We start from the raw sequence: 16741 nt of genomic DNA on the forward strand, positions 1-16741 counted from the left end.
AACCGTGGGATGTCGCGGATGGCAGTTTCCCGTCCGGCACCGTGCCCGACGGTTACCGTGGCGGGCATGCCGTCGCCCGCGATCACCGCCCTGGACGCCGCCGGACTCCCGTATCGGCTGTTCAGCCGCGGTGAGGTCGGCAGCCTCGCGGAGGCCGCCGCCGCCCAGGGCGTGGCCGTCTCCGATGTGGTGAAGACCATCGTGGTCCGTCGCGCCGCCGACGATCACCTGTTCGTACTCACCCCCGGTGACCGGGTCATCTCCTGGCCCAAGCTACGCGCGCTGCTCGGGGTGCAGCGGCTCTCCATGCCCGACGCGGCGGGCGCACGGGCCGCCACCGGCTACGAACGCGGCACCATCACCCCGTTCGGCGCGAGCACCGCCTGGCCGGTGATCGCCGACGAGCGGCTGCGCGGCCGGGAGATCAGCCTGGGGGCCGGCGTTCGTGGCCTCGCCGTCACTGTCGACGCCGACGCCGCGATCGTCGCGCTCGACGCCACGGTGGCCGACGTCACCGACCCGCAGCCCGCCCGCTGAGCGCTGCACGTCGCCGTCGGGTTGGCTCCGGCGTGCCGCCGTGAGCGAGGATGACGCGTATGTCCGCGCCCCACGAACGCCCCGACCCCGCCGGCACCGTCTACGGCGGTCGACAGGCACCCCGTCCCGGGCCGCTGGCCGATCCGCTGCTGCGGGTCGCGTTGGCGGTCGGGGTCGTCGGCGCGCTCCTGGGGGTGGTCTTCGCGACCGGATTGTTCGACGGGGACGCCGAGCAGCCCGTCCCGGCGGCGGTCGGCACGCCGTCCACCCCGGCGGAGCCGACCGAACCGGCAGCCGAACCCAGCCCGACCGCGCCCGCCGAGCCGTCACCCACCACCCCGGCCGGGCCGCCGAACGGGCCGACGGTGTTCCGGGTCGCCTCCGGGCTCTGCCTCGGGCTCGACGGCGACGGCAAGGAGGCCGAGGCCCAGGTGGCCGCGTGCAGTGGCGGCCCGGAACAGCAGTGGGTCGTCAACCCGATCGGCGCGGACGTGGTGACGCTCACCAACTCAGCCCACGGGCAGTGCCTCGACGTCGAGGGCGGCAGCCGGGACGACGGCGCGAAGATCATGCAGTACCCCTGCCACGGCCAGGCCAACCAGCAGTGGCGGCTCTCCGCGACCGGCACCGGCCCGGTGCTGCTGGTCGCGGTGCACAGCGGCAGGTGCGCGCAGGCCGACGACGACGGTGTCGAGGCGGGTGACGAGGTACGGCAGCGGTCCTGCGACGGCCGACCGGCCCAGCAGTGGACCCTCGGCTGACGGCCCGGCCTCAGCCTCGGAAGTTCCACGCCCTGGGCGCGGTCGCGGCGGCGAGGACGGCCTCCGACACCGGACGACCGGGTCGCCGCCGCAGCAGCAACGACAGTCCGGCGGCGCCGATCGACAGCGCGCCCGCCACGTACCAGGCCGTCGCGTAGTCGCCGAGCCGGTCCCGGACCAGTCCCGCGCCGGTCGCGGCGAGCGCCGCGCCGAACTGGTGCGCGGCGAACACCCATCCGAACACCACAGCTCCGGCCCCACCGAAGTACTCCCGGCACAACGCCACGGTCGGCGGCACGGTGGCCACCCAGTCCAACCCGTAGAAGACGATGAAGACCAGCATGCTCGGCTGGGCCGTGCCGGAGAACAGGCTCGGCAACACCAGCAGGGACAGCCCGCGCAGCGCGTAGTACAGGCCGAGCAGCAACCGGCTGTCCACCCGGTCGGTGAGCCAGCCCGACGCGATGGTGCCGACGATGTCGAAGAGACCCACCAGGGCGAGCAGCCCGGCGGCGGTGGTCTGCGGCATGCCGTGGTCGTGCGCGGCCGGCACGAAGTGCGTACCGACGAGGCCGTTGGTCGTCGCCCCGCAGATCGCGAACCCGCCGGCCAGCAGCCAGAACGGCCGGGTCCGGGCCGCGGCCGCCAGCGCGCCGAGCGCGCGGGTGGCCGCGCCGCCGGTCGCCGCCGGGGCCGCGACGACATCGGTCGCGCCGTAGGCGGGCAGACCGAGATCCGCCGGGTGCTCGCGCAGGAACCACACCACCAGGGGTACGACCGCGAGCGCTGCTCCGGCCACGACGAGCGCCGCCGTCCGCCAGCCGTGGTCGCGTACCAGGATGGCGATCAGTGGCAGGAACACCAACTGCCCGGCGGCCCCGCCTGCGGTCAGCACCCCGGTGACCAGGCCCCTGCGGTGGACGAACCAGCGCCCGGTGACGGTGGCCACGAACGCCAGCGCCATCGAGCCGGTGCCCAGCCCGACCAGCACCCCCCAGCAGAGCAGGAGCTGCCAGCTCGCGTTCATGAAGACGGTCAGCCCGCTGCCGGCGGCGACCAGCAGCAGCGCCGCCGAGACCACCCGGCGGATACCGAAGCGGTCCATCAGGGCGGCGGCGAACGGCGCGGTCAACCCGTAGAGCAGCAGGTTGACCGAGACGGCAGCGGAGATCGTGGCCAGTGGCCAGCCGAACTCCTCGTGCAGGGGGTGCAGCAGCACCGAGGGCGTGGCGCGGAACCCGGCCGCGCCGACCAGCGCCACGAAGGCGACGGCGGCGACCAGCCAGGCGGGGTGCAGACGGCGGTTCTTGGTCACCGGACCAGTCTGTGCGGGGTGCACCGGAGCGACGAGTGGCCGGAAAGCCATCATGCGCAATAATCGGGCCATGACCGTTCGCCCGCACCGGATCGCCGTACTCGCCCTGGACCAGGTCGTCAGCCTGGACCTCGGCACCCCGTCCCAGGTCTTCAGCACCGCCCGGGCCGTCGACCAGACGCACTTCTACGACGTGCGGGTGTGCACCCCGGGCGGGCTACCGGTCCGCAGCACCGCCGGTTTCCAGGTGCTCCCCGACCATGGTCTGGAGCTGCTCGACACCGCCGACACGGTGATCGTCCCCGGCATCCACGACGACGCCGTGCTGTCCTCGGGCACCGTCGAGCCGGAGGTGATCACGGCGCTGCGCGCGGCGCACGAGCGCGGGGGCCGGATCGTGTCGATCTGCACCGGAGCGTTCGTGCTGGCCGCCGCCGGGCTGCTCGACGGTCGTCGGGCGACGACCCACTGGGCGTTCGCCGAGCAGTTCCGCCTCCTGCACCCCCGGGTGGACCTCGACCCGGGGGTGCTCTTCATCGCCGACGGCCCGGTGCTCACCTCGGCCGGGGTCGCCGCCGGGATCGACCTCTGCCTGCACGTCATTCGCCTCGACCACGGCAGCGAGGTGGCCAACCGGGCGGCCCGCCGCTGCGTGATGCCTCCGTGGCGGGACGGCGGCCAGGCGCAGTACATCGAACGGCCGGTGCCGAAGGTCACCGACACCAGCACCGCCGGCGTCCGGGAGTGGGCGCGGCAGCGACTGCACGAGCCGATCGCCCTGCGGGACCTGGCCGGGCAGGCGCGGATGAGCGTACGCACCTTCACCAGGCGCTTCCGGTCGGAGACCGGCCTGAGCCCCGCGCAGTGGCTGCTGCAACAACGCACCGACCACGCGAGGCTGCTGCTGGAGACGACCGACCTCACCGTCGACCAGATCGCCCACCGCTGCGGCTTCGGCACCACCGCCGCCCTGCGCCAGCAGCTGCACCAACGCATCGGCGTGGCGCCCTCGACCTACCGCCGCACCTTCCACCCCCGCGCCGAGCTGGTCGAAACCTGAGCCGAGCCCGGCCGCGCCCCTCCCGGGCCCGACGGGGTGCGGCCCTCCACGAGCGTGATTCCGCTGCGGCATCGTGATGCCACAGCGGAATCAGGCTCAACCGAGCGGGACGCTCGGTGCTGCGACACGCCGGGCCACCGGCGGTCGCCACCACCGCTCAGGCGCGGAGCATCTGGAGTTGGGCCTGGTGTTTGGGCAGGTGCACGCGGGTGTGCAGGTCCAGGGTGCGGGACCAGGGCAGCGACTCGTCCACGATGAGGTCGAAGCCCTCCCGCAGGTGCGTCTCGACCGGGGTCTCCGCCGCCAGGCCGAGCTGGTCGACGAGCCCGCAGAGGCGGTCACTGGTGGTGTGCAGCAGGGCGGTCAGGCCCCGCAGGCCCCCCTGCTCGGCGGCCAGCGCGTCGAGCTGCGGACGGTGAATGTCCTCCTCCACCTCGTAGTAGGCGAACGGCGACCCGGCCAGCAACGCCTCGGTGGCCTGGATCATCAACTCGTCGTTGGCGACCAGGTGGGCGACGATCTGCTCAGCGCTGAGCTGCCCCTCCGGCGCCGGACCGAACCCACCGGCATCCACCTCGGCCAACAGGGCCCCGTAGGCCCGCCGCAACCCCCCGCTCTCCGCCATTCCCCCAGTCAACCCGCCCCGCAGGGAGTTAGCGGCGGGATTGGCGGGAGCGGAGGTAGTCGGAGACCACGTACTCGCCGAGGTCATCGGTGTCCGGCGTGAACATGCGGCCCCGACTGCGGCGGGCCACCGCGTCGACGAAGCGCCGCAGACCCGGGTCGTCGCCGAGCATGAACAGGTTGAGTGTCGCGCCGTAGCGACTCAGCCGGTCCACCTCACGGACCGTCGCCTCGATCGTCTCCGGAAGCGGCGGCCAGTGGAACAGCGCCTCCCCGTCGTCCGGGTCCAGGTGCGCGGTGGGCTCCCCGTCGGTGACCACCAGCACCACCGGCTCGGCGTCCGGGTGCCGACGCAGGTGCCGTCCCGCCAGCCGCAACGCGTGCTGGAGGTTGGTGCCCTGCTCCAGGTCCGGCTCGACGGCGGCCAACTCCTGCTGGGTGAGCGTCATCGCCTCCCGGCCGAACCCCACGATCTGCAGGGCGTCCTGCGGGAAGCGCGTCTCCATCAGGTGCGCCAGCGCCAACGCCGTCTGCTTCATCGGGCCCCACCGACCCTGCGAGATCATCGAGTACGACAGGTCGACACAGAGCACCACCGCCGCCGACGCCCGCTTCTCGGTCTCCACCACCTCGAAGTCGTCCACCGCGAGCTGCACCGGGACCGTCGGCCCGCCTCGGCTGACCGCCCGGGTCAACGTCCGCACCACGTCCAACGGCTGCTCGTCGCCGTACTCCCAGGGTCTGGACGCGCCGCTGACCTCGCCGGCGGCCCCCGCGGACCGCAGGTCGTGCTGGCCCCGCGGCCCGGCGGTCAGGTCGGCGAAGACCCGTCGCAGCGCCGTCCCGCCGAGCCTGCGCAGCGCTTTCGGGCTCAACGTGAGCCCTTCCGCGTCCCGACTCACCCAGCCCTGCCGGCGTAGCTCCCGCTCCAGCTCGCGCAACCGGCGGACGTCGTCGGCCGCGTCCCGCCCCAGCGTGCGGGCCACCGCTTCGACGTCCACGTCGTCCAGGGTCGCCCCCGGGTGCTCCTGGTCGAGCTGGTCCAACAGGTCGTCCAACTCGCCGATCTCACCCAACGCCCCGGCCGCGTCGGCGTAGCCCAGCGGTTGCTCACCCCGGACCCGCTCACCGCGCCCCCACCGCAGGTCGGGGCGCAGCGCCCGCAGGTTCTCGTCGAGCGCTGACAACTCCCCCGCGAGGCGGTCGCCCAGCGACTGCCGCATCAGACCGGCCAACTCGGCGCGCTGCCGGTCGGACAGCGAGTTCATCAGGCGCTCACCCGCCGCCGAACGACGGGCCAACACGTCGATCAACTCGTCGACGGTCTCCGGGTTCTCCGGGAAGAAGTCGCCGTGTCGACGCATGAACTCGGCGAACGCGTCGGTGGTGTCCTCCGCGCGAGCGTGCCGGGCCAGCAGGTCGTTCAGGTCACCCATCATCTCGGCGAGCCGTTGCTGCGCGGCCGGTCCGGCGGACGCCCGCACGGCGTCGCGCAGCCCGGCGAAGCGCTGACCGAGCACGTCGTCGCGGAGTTGGTCGAGAATCTGCTGGTACGAGCGGCGGGCGTCGTCGCTGGCCCACTGGTAGCCGGACAGCTCCTCCACCGCCCGTGCTGTCGAGCGGGGCAGGTTGTCCAGCACCGACTCGGCGAACCGCGCGGCGTCGTCGTCGCGGCCACGAAGCTCGTCCCGTTCGGCGGCGAGCGCCTGGTCGAGCAGGGCCTGGGCCCTGGTCACCGCGCCGTCCAGGTCACCGCGACGCAGCGCCTCCCGGCGGAGCCGACGGGCCCGCGCGGCCAGGTCGTCCAGGCCGCCCCGCCCCTTGGGGCCACGACGGAGCAGGTTGCGCAGCGCTTCCCGCAGACTGCCGCCGGCCAGCACCTCGGCACCGACCGCGTCCACCGCCTCGCGCACGTCGTACGGGGGTGCCAGCGGGTCGGGCCCGCCGGTCCACTGCCCGTACCGGAACCGGTTGCCGGCCACGGTCAGCCCCGGCCGCCGTAGACGGTACGCCCGGAGTCGGTGACGTCCTTGCCCAGCCGACGGGTCAGGTGCAGCCCTTCCAGCACGAACTCGACGGCAGCCGCCGCCTCCTCCGGGGTGGGCGCGTCGCCCAGGCCGAGCCGGTCGAGGACCTTCGCCAACCCGGGCACGGTGCCGACCTGCCGCAGCAGTTCGGCGGCGCCGACCAGCTCACCGGTCTCGATCGCCGCCCCCTCTGCGACGAGCGCCGTGAAACCGGACAGGTCCAGCCCGGACAGGTGCGCCCGGAACGTCTCGGCGGTCGCGGTCCGCAGCAGGTGCGCGAGGATCTCGATCTCCCGCCCCTCCTCGCCGCTCTCGAACTCCACCTTGCCGCGCAGGGTGCTGGTCACCGACACGGCGTCGCCGACCCGGGCCACCGCCGCCTCGGGGCGGCCGTCCTGGTCACCGATGGCGGCGAGCAGGCCGGAGCGGCGCAGCGCGGCACCGGCGACGGTCTCGGCGGCGGCGATCGCGAACCGCGCGGAGACGCCGGAGCGTGGGTCCACCGACGGCGACTCGCGCACCGCCCGGGCGAACCGGGCGAGGACCTCCAGCACGTGCTCCGGCACCTCGGCGACCAGGTCGGCCTCCTGCCGGATCAACGCCAACTCGAGGTCCAGGTCGACCGGGTAGTGGGTGCGGATCTCCGCGCCGAACCGGTCCTTGAGCGGAGTGATGATCCGACCCCGGTTGGTGTAGTCCTCCGGGTTGGCGCTGGCGACCAGCAGCAGGTCCAGTGGAAGCCGCAACTGGTAGCCGCGGACCTGGATGTCCCGCTCCTCCAGCACGTTGAGCAGGGCCACCTGGATCCGCTCGGCCAGGTCCGGCAGCTCGTTGACGGCGAAGATGCCGCGGTTGGTGCGGGGTACCAACCCGAAGTGGATGGTGTCCGGGTCGCCGAGGGTGCGGCCCTGCGCGATCCGGATCGGGTCGACGTCACCGATCAGGTCGCCGACGCTGGTGTCCGGGGTGGCGAGCTTCTCGCCGTACCGCATCGAGCGGTGCAGCCAGCCGACCGGCTGGTCGTCACCGGCCTCGGCGACCTGGGCGCGCGACGCGGGCGTGAGCGGGTGCATCGGGTGCTCGTTGAGCACCGAGCCGGGGATGACCGGCGTCCACTCGTCGAGGAGCGCGCCGAGCGAGCGGATCAGTCGGGTCTTGCCCTGACCGCGCTCGCCGAGCAGCACCATGTCGTGCCCGGCGAGCAGTGCCCGCTCGACCTCGGGCAGCACGCTGTCGTCGTAACCGACGATGCCGGGGAAACGGGCGTCGCCGGAGCGCATCCGGGCGAGAAGGTTGTCGCGGAGTTCCTGCTTGACGGTGCGGTAGTGGTGACCGGCCGCCCGTAGCGCGCCGAGCGTACTGGGCAGGTCGGCCGGTGGAACCGGGATTACCTGGTTAGGCGCAGTCACCCGACCCACGCTAGCTCACCTCGGAGTCGACCCACGCCAATACGGAAAGTGATATCCGAGACGCCCTCTGGATACGCCGATCGGTGGGCTGTGGCACGTGGTCTCCACCCCTATACTCACGGTTAGCTCCGCCGCCACGGCCGCCGCACAACGGTCGTGACCGACGGGGTCACGGCCCGGCCATCCGATGGTCAACCTCTCCCGGCGCGGAGGTGCGGTGCTGTACTTCTTCCTCAGTTACGCGAGGGGCGACGAGGACGCACTGGTCCAACGTCTTTACGAGGATCTCAGCGCAGAGGTACGGCTGATCGCGGGTCTACCCCGCGACGAGCGGGTCGGTTTCGTGGATCGGACCATCCTGCTGGGCGAGCGGTGGCCGCAGCGGCTGGTCGAGGCGTTGAGCACCTGCCGGTCGTTCCTCGCCCTGATGACCCCGAGGTATTTCCAGAGCGAGGCCTGCGGTCAGGAATGGCAGATCTTCGCCGACCGCACCGCCCGCTTCGACCAGCAGAACGGCGTGGACAGCTCGCTCCTCAAGCCCCTGATGTGGATCCCGGCCCGGCCCGGTCGCATCCATCCGGTCGCGTCCCCATTGCAATACTCATCCCACAGCCTCGGTGATCTCTACCAGCGGCTGGGGGTTCGGCAGTTGATGCGGCTCCAGCGGCACAGCGACGACTACCGCACGTTCCTCTTCGAGCTGGCCAACCAGATCGTGTCCAGTGTGGAGGAACATCCGCTGCCGGACGTCCAACGCTCCATCGACCTCCGGTCCGTCGTCAGCGCCTTCCACCGCCCCGCCGGCGCCGGGCAACTCACCGCGGACGTCGACCAGTTCGCGCCGATGCTGGTCCACTTCATCGTCGCGGCGTCACACCGGGACGAGATGAGCACGGTACGCCAACGCGTGAACACCTACGGCGACCGCGCGTTGGCCTGGGCACCGTACGGGCCGCCGTTCCCCGACCCGGTCGTCGACTACGCGCGCGAGATCGCCGCCGACCACAGCTACCGGTCGACGGTCGTGGACCTGACCGAGCTGGCCCGCCGCGCCGAGCAGGCGGCCCGCTACAACCAGATCATGGTGCTGATCGTCGACGCCTGGCTGACCCGCCTGCCCGAGCAGCGGCAGTCGCTGACCGCCCACGCCACGGCCGCCCTGCGCGACGGCGGCACCACGGCGGTGCTGATCCCGAGCAGCCGGGACGACATCGAGACCCGAGAGCACTGGCAGTCGCTGTCCCGCGCCTGTCGGGAGATCTTCGACGAGTTGGCCTCGGACGACGAGCTGTACCGATCCAACATCCTCACCCACCGCGCCTTCCAGGAGGAGCTGCCGGAGGTGCTGGAGGTCGCCCGTAACCGGGTGTTCAGCCGAGGAGCGGTGCACCGGCCTCCGGGCCCCGCCACCGACTCCCGACCACCACGCATCGACGGGCCCTGGAGGGCGGAAGGCGACGACACCGCAGCGGAGGACGGCCGTGACGACGAGCGCTGACCCGGGCATCACCGGCGACGGTGTCGAGGGTCGAATCATCACGTTCTACTCGTACAAGGGCGGCACCGGTCGCACCATGGCGCTCGCCAACGTGGCCTGGATCCTGGCGTCCAACGGCTACCGGGTGCTCGCCGTCGACTGGGACCTGGAGTCCCCCGGTCTGCACAAGTATTTTCACCCGTTCCTCCTCGACAAGGACCTGCGGACCTCGACCGGGGTCATCGACATGGTCCGTGACTACGCCGAGGCTGTCGTTCGACCGTTGGAGGAGACCGAGGACGAGGACTGGCTGGGCAGCGCGGCCGACGTGCTGCACCACGCCGTCTCGCTGCACTGGGACTTCCTCGCTCCCACCTCGGCCGTCCGACCAACCGCGGGTCCGGTTCCCCAGGGCAGTCTGGACCTCCTGCCGGCCGGCAGACAGGACACGGCGTACACCAAGGCCGTGAGCACGTTCGACTGGCAGGCGTTCTTCGAGAAGTTGGGCGGCAACAGCTTCCTCGACGCGCTGGCCGCCAGCATGCGCGAGCACTACGACTACGTGCTGATCGACAGTCGCACCGGTGTCAGCGACGGCGCCGGCATCTGCACCGTGCGACTGCCCGATGCCGTGGTGACGTCGTTCACGCTCAACGACCAGAGCATCGACGGAGCTGCCGGCGTCACCCGGTCCATCATCCGGCAGCGCGGCGACCGGCCGGTCCGGATCCTGCCGGTGCCGATGCGGGTCGACAACGCCGAGCAGCTCAAGTTGGAAGCGGGGCGTGACCACGCGCGCCGCCGCTTCGCACCGCTGCTGCCGCGCACCTCAGCCGAGGAGAGCGACAGATACTGGGGCGAGATCGAGATCCCCTACCAGCCCTACTACGCGTACGAGGAGATCCTGGCGGGGTTCGGCGACCGGGCGCACCACGAGGGCACCCTGCTCGCCGCCTACGAGCGACTCGCCAGGGCGATCACCGAGAACGCCGTCGACAGCCTGCCGCCCATGGAGGATCGGCTGCGCCGCCAGTGGTTGGCCAAGTTCGAGCGGCAGCGCATCTCCGGTGCGACACCCGACGTGTTCATCAGCTATGTCTCCCTCGACCGGTCCTGGGCCGAGTGGGTCCGCGACGAGCTCCGGTCGGCGGGCCTGCACACGGTGATGCGGGAGGTCGACTTCCCGGCCAGCCCTGGTGGCGGGGCGGCGACGGCCGTCGGTTTCAAGGACGCCGCCCGGCTGGTGGTGCTGCTGTCCCAGGAATACATGCAGTCGCCGAACGCCGGCGAGTTGTGGGCCCAGGCCACCACCTTCGAGGCGGGCAGCGGCGGCACCTTCCTGGTGCCCGTCCGGCTGGACAATTCCCGCGCGCCGGCGGTGTTCCTGGAGCGGGTTCCGGTGGACCTGGTGGGCGCCAGCGAGGAGGAGGCCGCCAGCCGGTTGCTCGAAGCGCTGGACCATCCCGCCCGTCCGGCGACCGACCCGGAGGGCGCCGGGCAACGCCGCCGGTTCCCGGGCAACGAACCGCCGGTCTGGAGGGTGCCGCTGCCGCGTAACGTCCAGTTCGTCGGCCGCAGCCCGCTCCTGGAGGAGATGCGCGACTGGCTGTCGTCGGCCGAGGCCCGGCACACCCCGCTCGCGCTGCACGGTCTGGGCGGCGTCGGCAAGAGCCAGATCGCTTTGGAGTACGCCTACCGCTTCCGCGCCGAGTACGACGTCGTCTGGTGGATCTCCGCACAGCAGCCGAGCGTGATGCGGCTCGCCCTGGCCTCGCTCGCCGACCGGCTGGCCGCCAAGGCGGACACGCCGCTCGGGGGCAACGTCGCCGAGCGGGTCCAGTGGGTGCTGGACGCCCTGCGTCGGGGCGACCCGTACCGGCGGTGGCTGTTGGTGCTGGACAACGCCGACGACCCGGCCGATTTGCACGACCTCATGCCGCAGGGCGCCGGGCACGTCCTCGTCACCACGCGCAACCACGTCTGGGCGCGGCATGCCCGCAACTTCGAGGTGGGCGCCTTCGACCGGGCGGAGAGCACCACGTTGCTCCGTCGGCGGATCCCCCGCCTGCCCCTGGCCGACGCGGAGATGGTCGCCGCGCGCCTGGGCGACCTGCCGCTCGCCGTGGAACAGGCCGGGGCGTGGTTGGCGACCACCGGCGAGTCGGCCACGCAGTACCTGCGGCGGCTGCGGCGTTACCTGCCCGGCATGCTCTCCGACGAGTTGCCCACCGACTACCGGCAGACCGGCGCGGAGCCGTGGCTCGTCTCGCTGGAGAGCCTGCGGGAGCGCAACCCGGCGGCGGCGAAGCTGCTGGAGGTCTGCGCGTTCTTCGCCGCCGAGCCGATCCCGATGTCCCTGCTCTACGACGACAGCTTCGTCAACGTGCTGCTCCCCTACGACCCGTCGGTACGCGATCCCCTGCTCATGGGTCGCGCGTTGCGGGACGTCGGCCGCTACTCGTTGGCCCGCATCGACAACGTCCGCGGACGCACCCCGGACGGCGGTGACGACGGCAACCAGGCCAGCCTGCGTATGCACCCACTTGTGCAGGAGCTGATCCGGGAGTCGCTGTCCGACGAGGCCAAGGCGGAGAACCGGCGGCACGTGCACGCGATCCTCGCCGCCGCCAACCCGAAGGACCCCGACCAGCCCCGCAACTGGCCGGTCTACGCCGATCTCTGGCCGCACCTGCTGCCGTCGAAGACCCTCAACTCACCGCAGCCGGAGGTTCGGCAACTGTTGCTGGACGTGGCCCGTTACATGTGGACCCGGGTCGACTTCGCCACCTGCTCGGAGCTGGCCGAGAAGGCGATCGAGGCGTGGCGGGCGGAGCACGGCGCGGACGACCCGCCGACCCAGATGATGCGCTTCCACCTCGCCAACGCGCTGCGCCTCGAAGCGCAGTACAAGGCCGCGTACGAGATCGATCGGGACGTGTACCAGCGGCTCTCCGACACTCTCGGCGAGAACCACGAGTACACGGTGATCGTGGCCGGCAGTCTCGCCGCGGACCTGCGCGCGCTGGGGTTCTTCGAACGGGCGCGCGAGTTGGACACCCGGACGGAGGAGTTGGCCCGCGAGGTGTTCGGCGAGGAGCACTCGCGGGCGCTGATCGCCGCGCACAACCTGGCCCTGTCGCTGCGCCTGGTCGGTGACCTGCGGGGGGCGTTGCGGCTCAACGAGCGCACGTTGACGCGCCGCCGCGACACCCTCGGGCCGATGCACCCGTTCACCCTCTTCTCCGAGGGGCAGTACGGCCGGGACCTCCGCGACACCGGCGACCTCACCGAGTCCCGACGGGTGCTGGAGGCGGCCGTGCAGGCGGACCGGCAGGTGCTCGGGGAGGAGGACAGCGAGACCCTCCGGGCGAGCAAGAGCTACGCGGTGACCCTACGGAAGCTGGGCGAGTTCGAGCGGGCGCACGCGTTGAGCGCGGACGTGCTGGTCCGTTCCCGCCGCCGGCACGGCCCCGACCATCCGGACGTGCAGGCGGCGGCGATGAATCTGGCCTGTGACGAGTCCGCCCTGGAGGACGACGCGGGCGCGCTCCGCCGGGCGCGCCCGGTGTACCGCTGGTATCGGGACGCGATGGGCGAGGACCATCTGTTCACCCTGGCGTACGGCAACAACCTGGCCATCTTCCTGCGGAAGGCGGGGGACCTGGACGCGGCGTTCGCGTTGTCCGACGAGGTCGTCAACCGGTTCACCGAACAGATCGGCGCCGACCACCCGTACACGTTGGCGGCGAACATCAACCTCGCCAACTGTTGGTACGGGCGTCGGGAGTTCGCGGCGGCCCTCGCCACCGACCAGGACTGCTACGAGCGGGCCCAGCGCATCCTCGGCCCGTCGCACCCGGACACTCTGGCGGTGGCGAACAACCTGGCCACGAGTTTGAGTGTCGCCGGGGACCACCGGGGTGCCCGCGCCCTGCGTGACTCGGTGATGCCACTCTTCCGCCGGGTCCTGGGTGAGCACCACCCGAACACCATCGCACTGGTCGAGGCGAACCGCCTCAACTGCGATCTGGAACCGCCACCGACGTGACCGACGGTTCGCCGTCGGGTTCGATGCCCGGTGCCGCCACGCAGGTCGCCGGCGCGAGCCAGCGGGACAGCTCCAACGGGTCCTCCGGGTGCCCGTCCGTACGCAGTTGCCGGTACACCGCGCGGCACAGCTCCGGGTCGGCCCCGCCGGTCTTCCGCGCCGCCGTCAACCGCTGCTCGGCGAGGGCCAGTCCGACCCAGGCGGACAGCAGTTCCGGGTCGGCGCACACCTGCCGGCGGTAGCTCTCGCGCGCGGCGAGGTCGTCCCCGGCGGCGAGGGCAAGGTCCCCGTCGGACGCCGTGGGCAGTGCGTCCACGAGGGGTTCCGCGCCGGTACGCAGCCGCCGGAACCGTTCCGGATCGGTCAGCCGCAGCCGGACCAGGTCGAGCCGCGGGCTGAGGCTCAGCCATCGGCCGTCGGCCGGCTCCACCCGCAGCACGACGGTGACGGCGGGGCACGGCAGTCCGGCCGCGCGGGCGGCGGCGAGCCGGCGTACGACGTGTGGGTCCGGGCGACGGTTCCGCAGCCGCCAGACCGTCCAGTGGTCCTCGGCGGCCTCCCGGGCGAGCTCGGCAGCTCCCTGATCCACCGGGTCCCGCCAGTCGTCGATGACCCGCCGCAGGCCGGCGACGAATTCGCGGCCGGCGGCGGTCAGGCGGCCGAACGACTCGATGTCGGCGCAGGTGCGCGACACGCGGTCACGCCAACGGGCGAACTCCACCTCGGCCATCCGGGCCGGGCCGCCGGTGAGCAGCGCGCGACGCCCCCGCCAGAACTCGGTCACCGCGATGAACGCGTACACGCCCTGGAGGGCGGCCCCGAGGGGGCGCGGGTCGTCGCGCCAGGGGGCGTAGTAGTAACGGTTGTCGTCGCGCTCGTAGAGGGGTTCGACGTCGAGCGTCGCACCGAGCTTGGCGTGCTGGAACTCGTGCAGCAGGCCGAGCGCGAACGCCTGCCCGTCGATCGGACGGGTCATCGAGACCGAACCGAACGCATCCATGCTGGTGACGTTGACCCCGGCGCTGACCGAGTCGGCGACCAGCGGCACGAGCCAGCCCAGCCCTTCGGCGATCGCCTCGGCGTGCCGGCGGTGGTGGCGTACCAGGATCGGCCACGCGTCGTCGAGCAGCCGTTGCCACTCGGCGACCTCGGCGGGTGTGAGTCGCTCGGCGGCGCAGAGCCGGTGCCGGTCCCGGTACGGGTCGAGGTCGTCGAGGGTGATCCGCAGCGTCAGCCCGTCGGCGGTGCTACGCAGTCGGTGCAGGCCGGACCAGCCGGCGCTCTCCGCGCCCGGCCCCACGTCCGACGGCGAGGCCGGTGACACCTCGACCGGCCCGATCAGGAGCCGCGACCCCACCCGCGAGATGGTCACCCGCTGCGTGTCCCCGACCCGCGCCAGCCCGAGCGTGGGCAGGTAGACGGCACCGCCGCGCGGCGCGACGCTGATCTCGAAGTCCATTCCGGCGCGGAGCGCCGCCACTGCGGCGAGCGACCCGAGCGCCGTCAACTCGGCTTCGACGGGCGATTCGGGTGCCGCCCGCACCACCAACCCGCCGGTCGTACGGCCGGCTGCCGCATCGGACGTCGGAGTGGACGACACGGGTGTGCGCAGTCGCCGGAGCGCGCTGGCCAACCAGGCACCGGTGTGCGGCAGGGCCAACACCGCCGGCCCCGCCTCGGGTGACCGGCCCGCCGCCGTCGCCCAGAGCCCGAAGTGCCGGCGGATCTCCGCCGAATCCACCGTGTCGAGCAGGACGCGCAGCTGGAGCATGCGTTTGCTCACCTGGCCGTCGCGCAGCAGTCGGATGGTCCGCTGGTCACCGAGGCCGGCCGCGAGAGCCGCGAGGTCGTCGCGGGTGAGCCGGTGGTATCCCGTCACGACCGCCCCCGGGGCATGGCTGCCAGATCCGCTCGGAGGCGTCGCTCGACGTGGGCGATGAGGTGCAGGAGGTCGGGACAGTAGACGGACGGGTTGGTGAAGCTTCCCGCCCGGTACCGGTGCGGATAGTTGCCGGCACCGCAGACCCGGTGCACCGGGCACGTACGGCAGGTGGCGGCGAGCGCGTCCACCCCGATCTGGCGGGCGATGACGGCGGGGTGGCGCAGCACGTCGTCGAAGGTGTCGGTGAAGACGGTCAAATCGGTGCCGACCGCGCCGGGGTAGGTGGAGCGCAACGTGTCGACCTGCTCGTACGCCCCGTCGGTGTTGATCACCACGGCGGCCACGGGGCTCAGCCCGAGGGACTCCGTCCGGCTGCGCCCGCCGAACAGCAGGTTGATGAGTTCCTCGAAGAGGCGCACCCGGGTCAGCCGGGGTGAGGTGTCGTACCAGGCGTCGAAGGCTGTCGCCAACCAGGTGCCGTAGGGGCTCGGGTCGGCACCTCGCCGGGGCGGCGGCGCCTCCCAGTTGGCGTGCGGGAGCAGGAAGTCCACCATCGGCGGCCGGTACGACAGCAACGCCTCGTAGGTCTGTCCGGGGTCGGCGGCAAGGTCCACGACGCAGAGCACACCGGCGTACGCGTCGGGCCGCTCGGCGAGCAGGCGCAGGGCCCTGTCGACCTCGTCGTAGCTGCTGCGGCCCGACGCGTACCGCCGGTGCCTGTCGTTCGCCGTCCGGTCGCCGTCGAGGCTCACGCCGATCCGCACCCGGGCGTCGGCCAGCAGGGTGAGGGCGTGTCGGGTCAGGAGGGTGCCGTTGGTCTGCACGGTGATCTGAGCCTGTGCCGGGGCGATCGCCTCCCGGAGTCGGCTCGCCATCCGGACCAGGTTGGGAGCACCGACGAGGAGCGGTTCGCCGCCGTGCAGGACGATCCGTACGGCGCTCTGCCGGTGGTCGTGGACGTGGTCGCGGATCCGCCGGCAGGCGTGGTCGAAGACGTCCGGGGCCATCAGCAGCGGGTCGGCGAGGGCGCTGCGGTCCGCCAGTTCGTACATGTAGCAGTAGTCGCAGGCCAGGTTGCAGCGGCTGTGGACCTTGAGAATGAACTCCGAGAACGGGACGGGCCGTGGGCGGGTGGACACGCCGCCCTCGGCCACCGTGGCGGCCCCCGTCGAGCCGCGCCCGCCGACCGGCATCCTCACATCGCCGAGTTCCACCCGGCGACCGCCTCCTGCGGGCGATCGATCTCGTCGAGAATTCGGCGTAGCGAGTGGGCGAACACCGACTGGTCCAGCTCCTGAAGGTCGGCGAGGCTCACCTCGCTGAGATCAACGAGGGTGCCCTGAGGTGCGCCATCGGTCGTATCCATCATGATCCGTCCACCCGCGAAAAGGACTCGCGCCCGAGTGAGCAATGAATTGTGCGGAAGCCGCCGGGCCGAGACCCGTCACAACGCCGACCCCGCCGACGAACCGGGTCATCCTAGCGGCCGCACGCTGTTTGCGCGGTGGGTCAGGCGGGTCATCCGGTTCAACGCCACAGTGCGGCCCGCAGACATTGTTCTCGGCCATCCGTCCATGGAAAATCCGGCGTCCGGACGGGAA

12 protein-coding genes are annotated in these 16741 nt (G+C 72.1%); 5 read left to right on the forward strand and 7 right to left on the reverse strand.

All coding sequences use genetic code 11. The features are described from left to right. Window positions 1-66: 66 nt before the first annotated feature. On the forward strand, window positions 67-537 hold the full coding sequence (locus tag GA0070612_RS00970; protein ID WP_197699287.1) for an aminoacyl-tRNA deacylase: 471 nt from the start codon (window positions 67-69) through the stop codon (window positions 535-537). A 59-nt stretch (window positions 538-596) separates the two neighbouring features. Beyond that, complete coding sequence (locus GA0070612_RS00975) at window positions 597-1298, forward strand: RICIN domain-containing protein (protein ID WP_088986186.1); 702 nt, start codon at window positions 597-599, stop codon at window positions 1296-1298. A 10-nt stretch (window positions 1299-1308) separates the two neighbouring features. Here the strand turns inward: GA0070612_RS00975 and GA0070612_RS00980 are convergent, their stop codons facing one another. Next, window positions 1309-2664: an MFS transporter gene (locus GA0070612_RS00980; protein ID WP_408630525.1), complete on the reverse strand. Its 1356-nt coding sequence runs from the start codon at window positions 2662-2664 to the stop codon at window positions 1309-1311. Window positions 2665-2683: 19 nt separating this feature from the next. Between GA0070612_RS00980 and GA0070612_RS00985 the strand changes: the two genes are divergently transcribed. Continuing rightward, window positions 2684-3673: a GlxA family transcriptional regulator gene (locus tag GA0070612_RS00985; protein ID WP_408630526.1), complete on the forward strand. Its 990-nt coding sequence runs from the start codon at window positions 2684-2686 to the stop codon at window positions 3671-3673. 157 nt (window positions 3674-3830) lie between these two features. Here GA0070612_RS00985 and GA0070612_RS00990 read toward each other — a convergent pair whose 3' ends face one another. Genes GA0070612_RS00990 through GA0070612_RS01000 form a run of 3 tightly spaced genes read right to left on the reverse strand, consistent with a single transcriptional unit; the run spans window position 3831 to window position 7742 of the window. Then, entirely contained in the window at window positions 3831-4298 is a 468-nt protein-coding gene (locus tag GA0070612_RS00990) for a hypothetical protein (protein WP_088986188.1), read from the reverse strand. A gap of 28 nt (window positions 4299-4326) precedes the next feature. After that, window positions 4327-6279, reverse strand: coding sequence for a vWA domain-containing protein (locus tag GA0070612_RS00995; RefSeq protein WP_088986189.1), 1953 nt, complete (start codon window positions 6277-6279; stop codon window positions 4327-4329). A 2-nt stretch (window positions 6280-6281) separates the two neighbouring features. Beyond that, the gene (locus GA0070612_RS01000) at window positions 6282-7742 is read right to left on the reverse strand and encodes a MoxR family ATPase (protein WP_088986190.1); all 1461 of its coding nucleotides are present in this window, start codon (window positions 7740-7742) and stop codon (window positions 6282-6284) included. A gap of 208 nt (window positions 7743-7950) precedes the next feature. Here GA0070612_RS01000 and GA0070612_RS01005 point away from each other — a divergent pair, with 208 nt between their 5' ends. Together GA0070612_RS01005 and fxsT are read left to right on the forward strand one after the other, a co-directional pair. Then, window positions 7951-9231, forward strand: a complete 1281-nt coding sequence (locus GA0070612_RS01005) for a TIR-like protein FxsC (RefSeq protein WP_167393595.1) — start codon at window positions 7951-7953, stop codon at window positions 9229-9231. Further along, window positions 9215-13258: an FxSxx-COOH system tetratricopeptide repeat protein gene (fxsT, locus tag GA0070612_RS01010; RefSeq protein ID WP_088986192.1), complete on the forward strand. Its 4044-nt coding sequence runs from the start codon at window positions 9215-9217 to the stop codon at window positions 13256-13258. Before GA0070612_RS01005 ends, fxsT begins: the two co-directional genes overlap by 17 nt. Here fxsT and GA0070612_RS01015 read toward each other — a convergent pair. Genes GA0070612_RS01015 through fxsA form a run of 3 tightly spaced genes read right to left on the reverse strand, consistent with a single transcriptional unit; the run spans window position 13227 to window position 16506 of the window. Further along, window positions 13227-15137, reverse strand: coding sequence for an HEXXH motif domain-containing protein (locus GA0070612_RS01015; protein ID WP_167393596.1), 1911 nt, complete (start codon window positions 15135-15137; stop codon window positions 13227-13229). The two genes, fxsT and GA0070612_RS01015, sit on opposite strands and share 32 nt — an antisense overlap. Continuing rightward, window positions 15134-16354 carry an FxsB family cyclophane-forming radical SAM/SPASM peptide maturase gene (locus GA0070612_RS01020; protein WP_231924422.1) on the reverse strand — a complete coding sequence of 407 codons (1221 nt, stop codon included), beginning with the start codon at window positions 16352-16354 and terminating at the stop codon, window positions 15134-15136. The genes GA0070612_RS01015 and GA0070612_RS01020 overlap by 4 nt, the downstream gene beginning before the upstream one ends. Next, entirely contained in the window at window positions 16336-16506 is a 171-nt protein-coding gene (gene fxsA, locus GA0070612_RS01025) for an FxSxx-COOH cyclophane-containing RiPP peptide (RefSeq protein ID WP_231924423.1), read from the reverse strand. Before fxsA ends, GA0070612_RS01020 begins: the two co-directional genes overlap by 19 nt. Window positions 16507-16741: the final 235 nt, after the last annotated feature.

It is taken from the genome of Micromonospora chokoriensis, assembly GCF_900091505.1.
In the GTDB taxonomy this organism is placed as follows: Bacteria; Actinomycetota; Actinomycetes; order Mycobacteriales; family Micromonosporaceae; genus Micromonospora; species Micromonospora chokoriensis.

Bases quoted from the DNA above. Each gene is read 5' to 3' on its own strand.
- GA0070612_RS00970 (WP_197699287.1), top strand. From the start codon at position 67: ATGCCGTCGCCCGCGATCACCGCCCTGGACGCCGCCGGACTCCCGTAT.
- GA0070612_RS00975 (WP_088986186.1), top strand. From the start codon at position 597: ATGTCCGCGCCCCACGAACGCCCCGACCCCGCCGGCACCGTCTACGGC.
- GA0070612_RS00980 (WP_408630525.1), bottom strand. From the start codon at position 2,664: ATGGCTTTCCGGCCACTCGTCGCTCCGGTGCACCCCGCACAGACTGGT.
- GA0070612_RS00985 (WP_408630526.1), top strand. From the start codon at position 2,684: ATGACCGTTCGCCCGCACCGGATCGCCGTACTCGCCCTGGACCAGGTC.
- GA0070612_RS00990 (WP_088986188.1), bottom strand. From the start codon at position 4,298: ATGGCGGAGAGCGGGGGGTTGCGGCGGGCCTACGGGGCCCTGTTGGCC.
- fxsA (WP_231924423.1), bottom strand. From the start codon at position 16,506: ATGGATACGACCGATGGCGCACCTCAGGGCACCCTCGTTGATCTCAGC.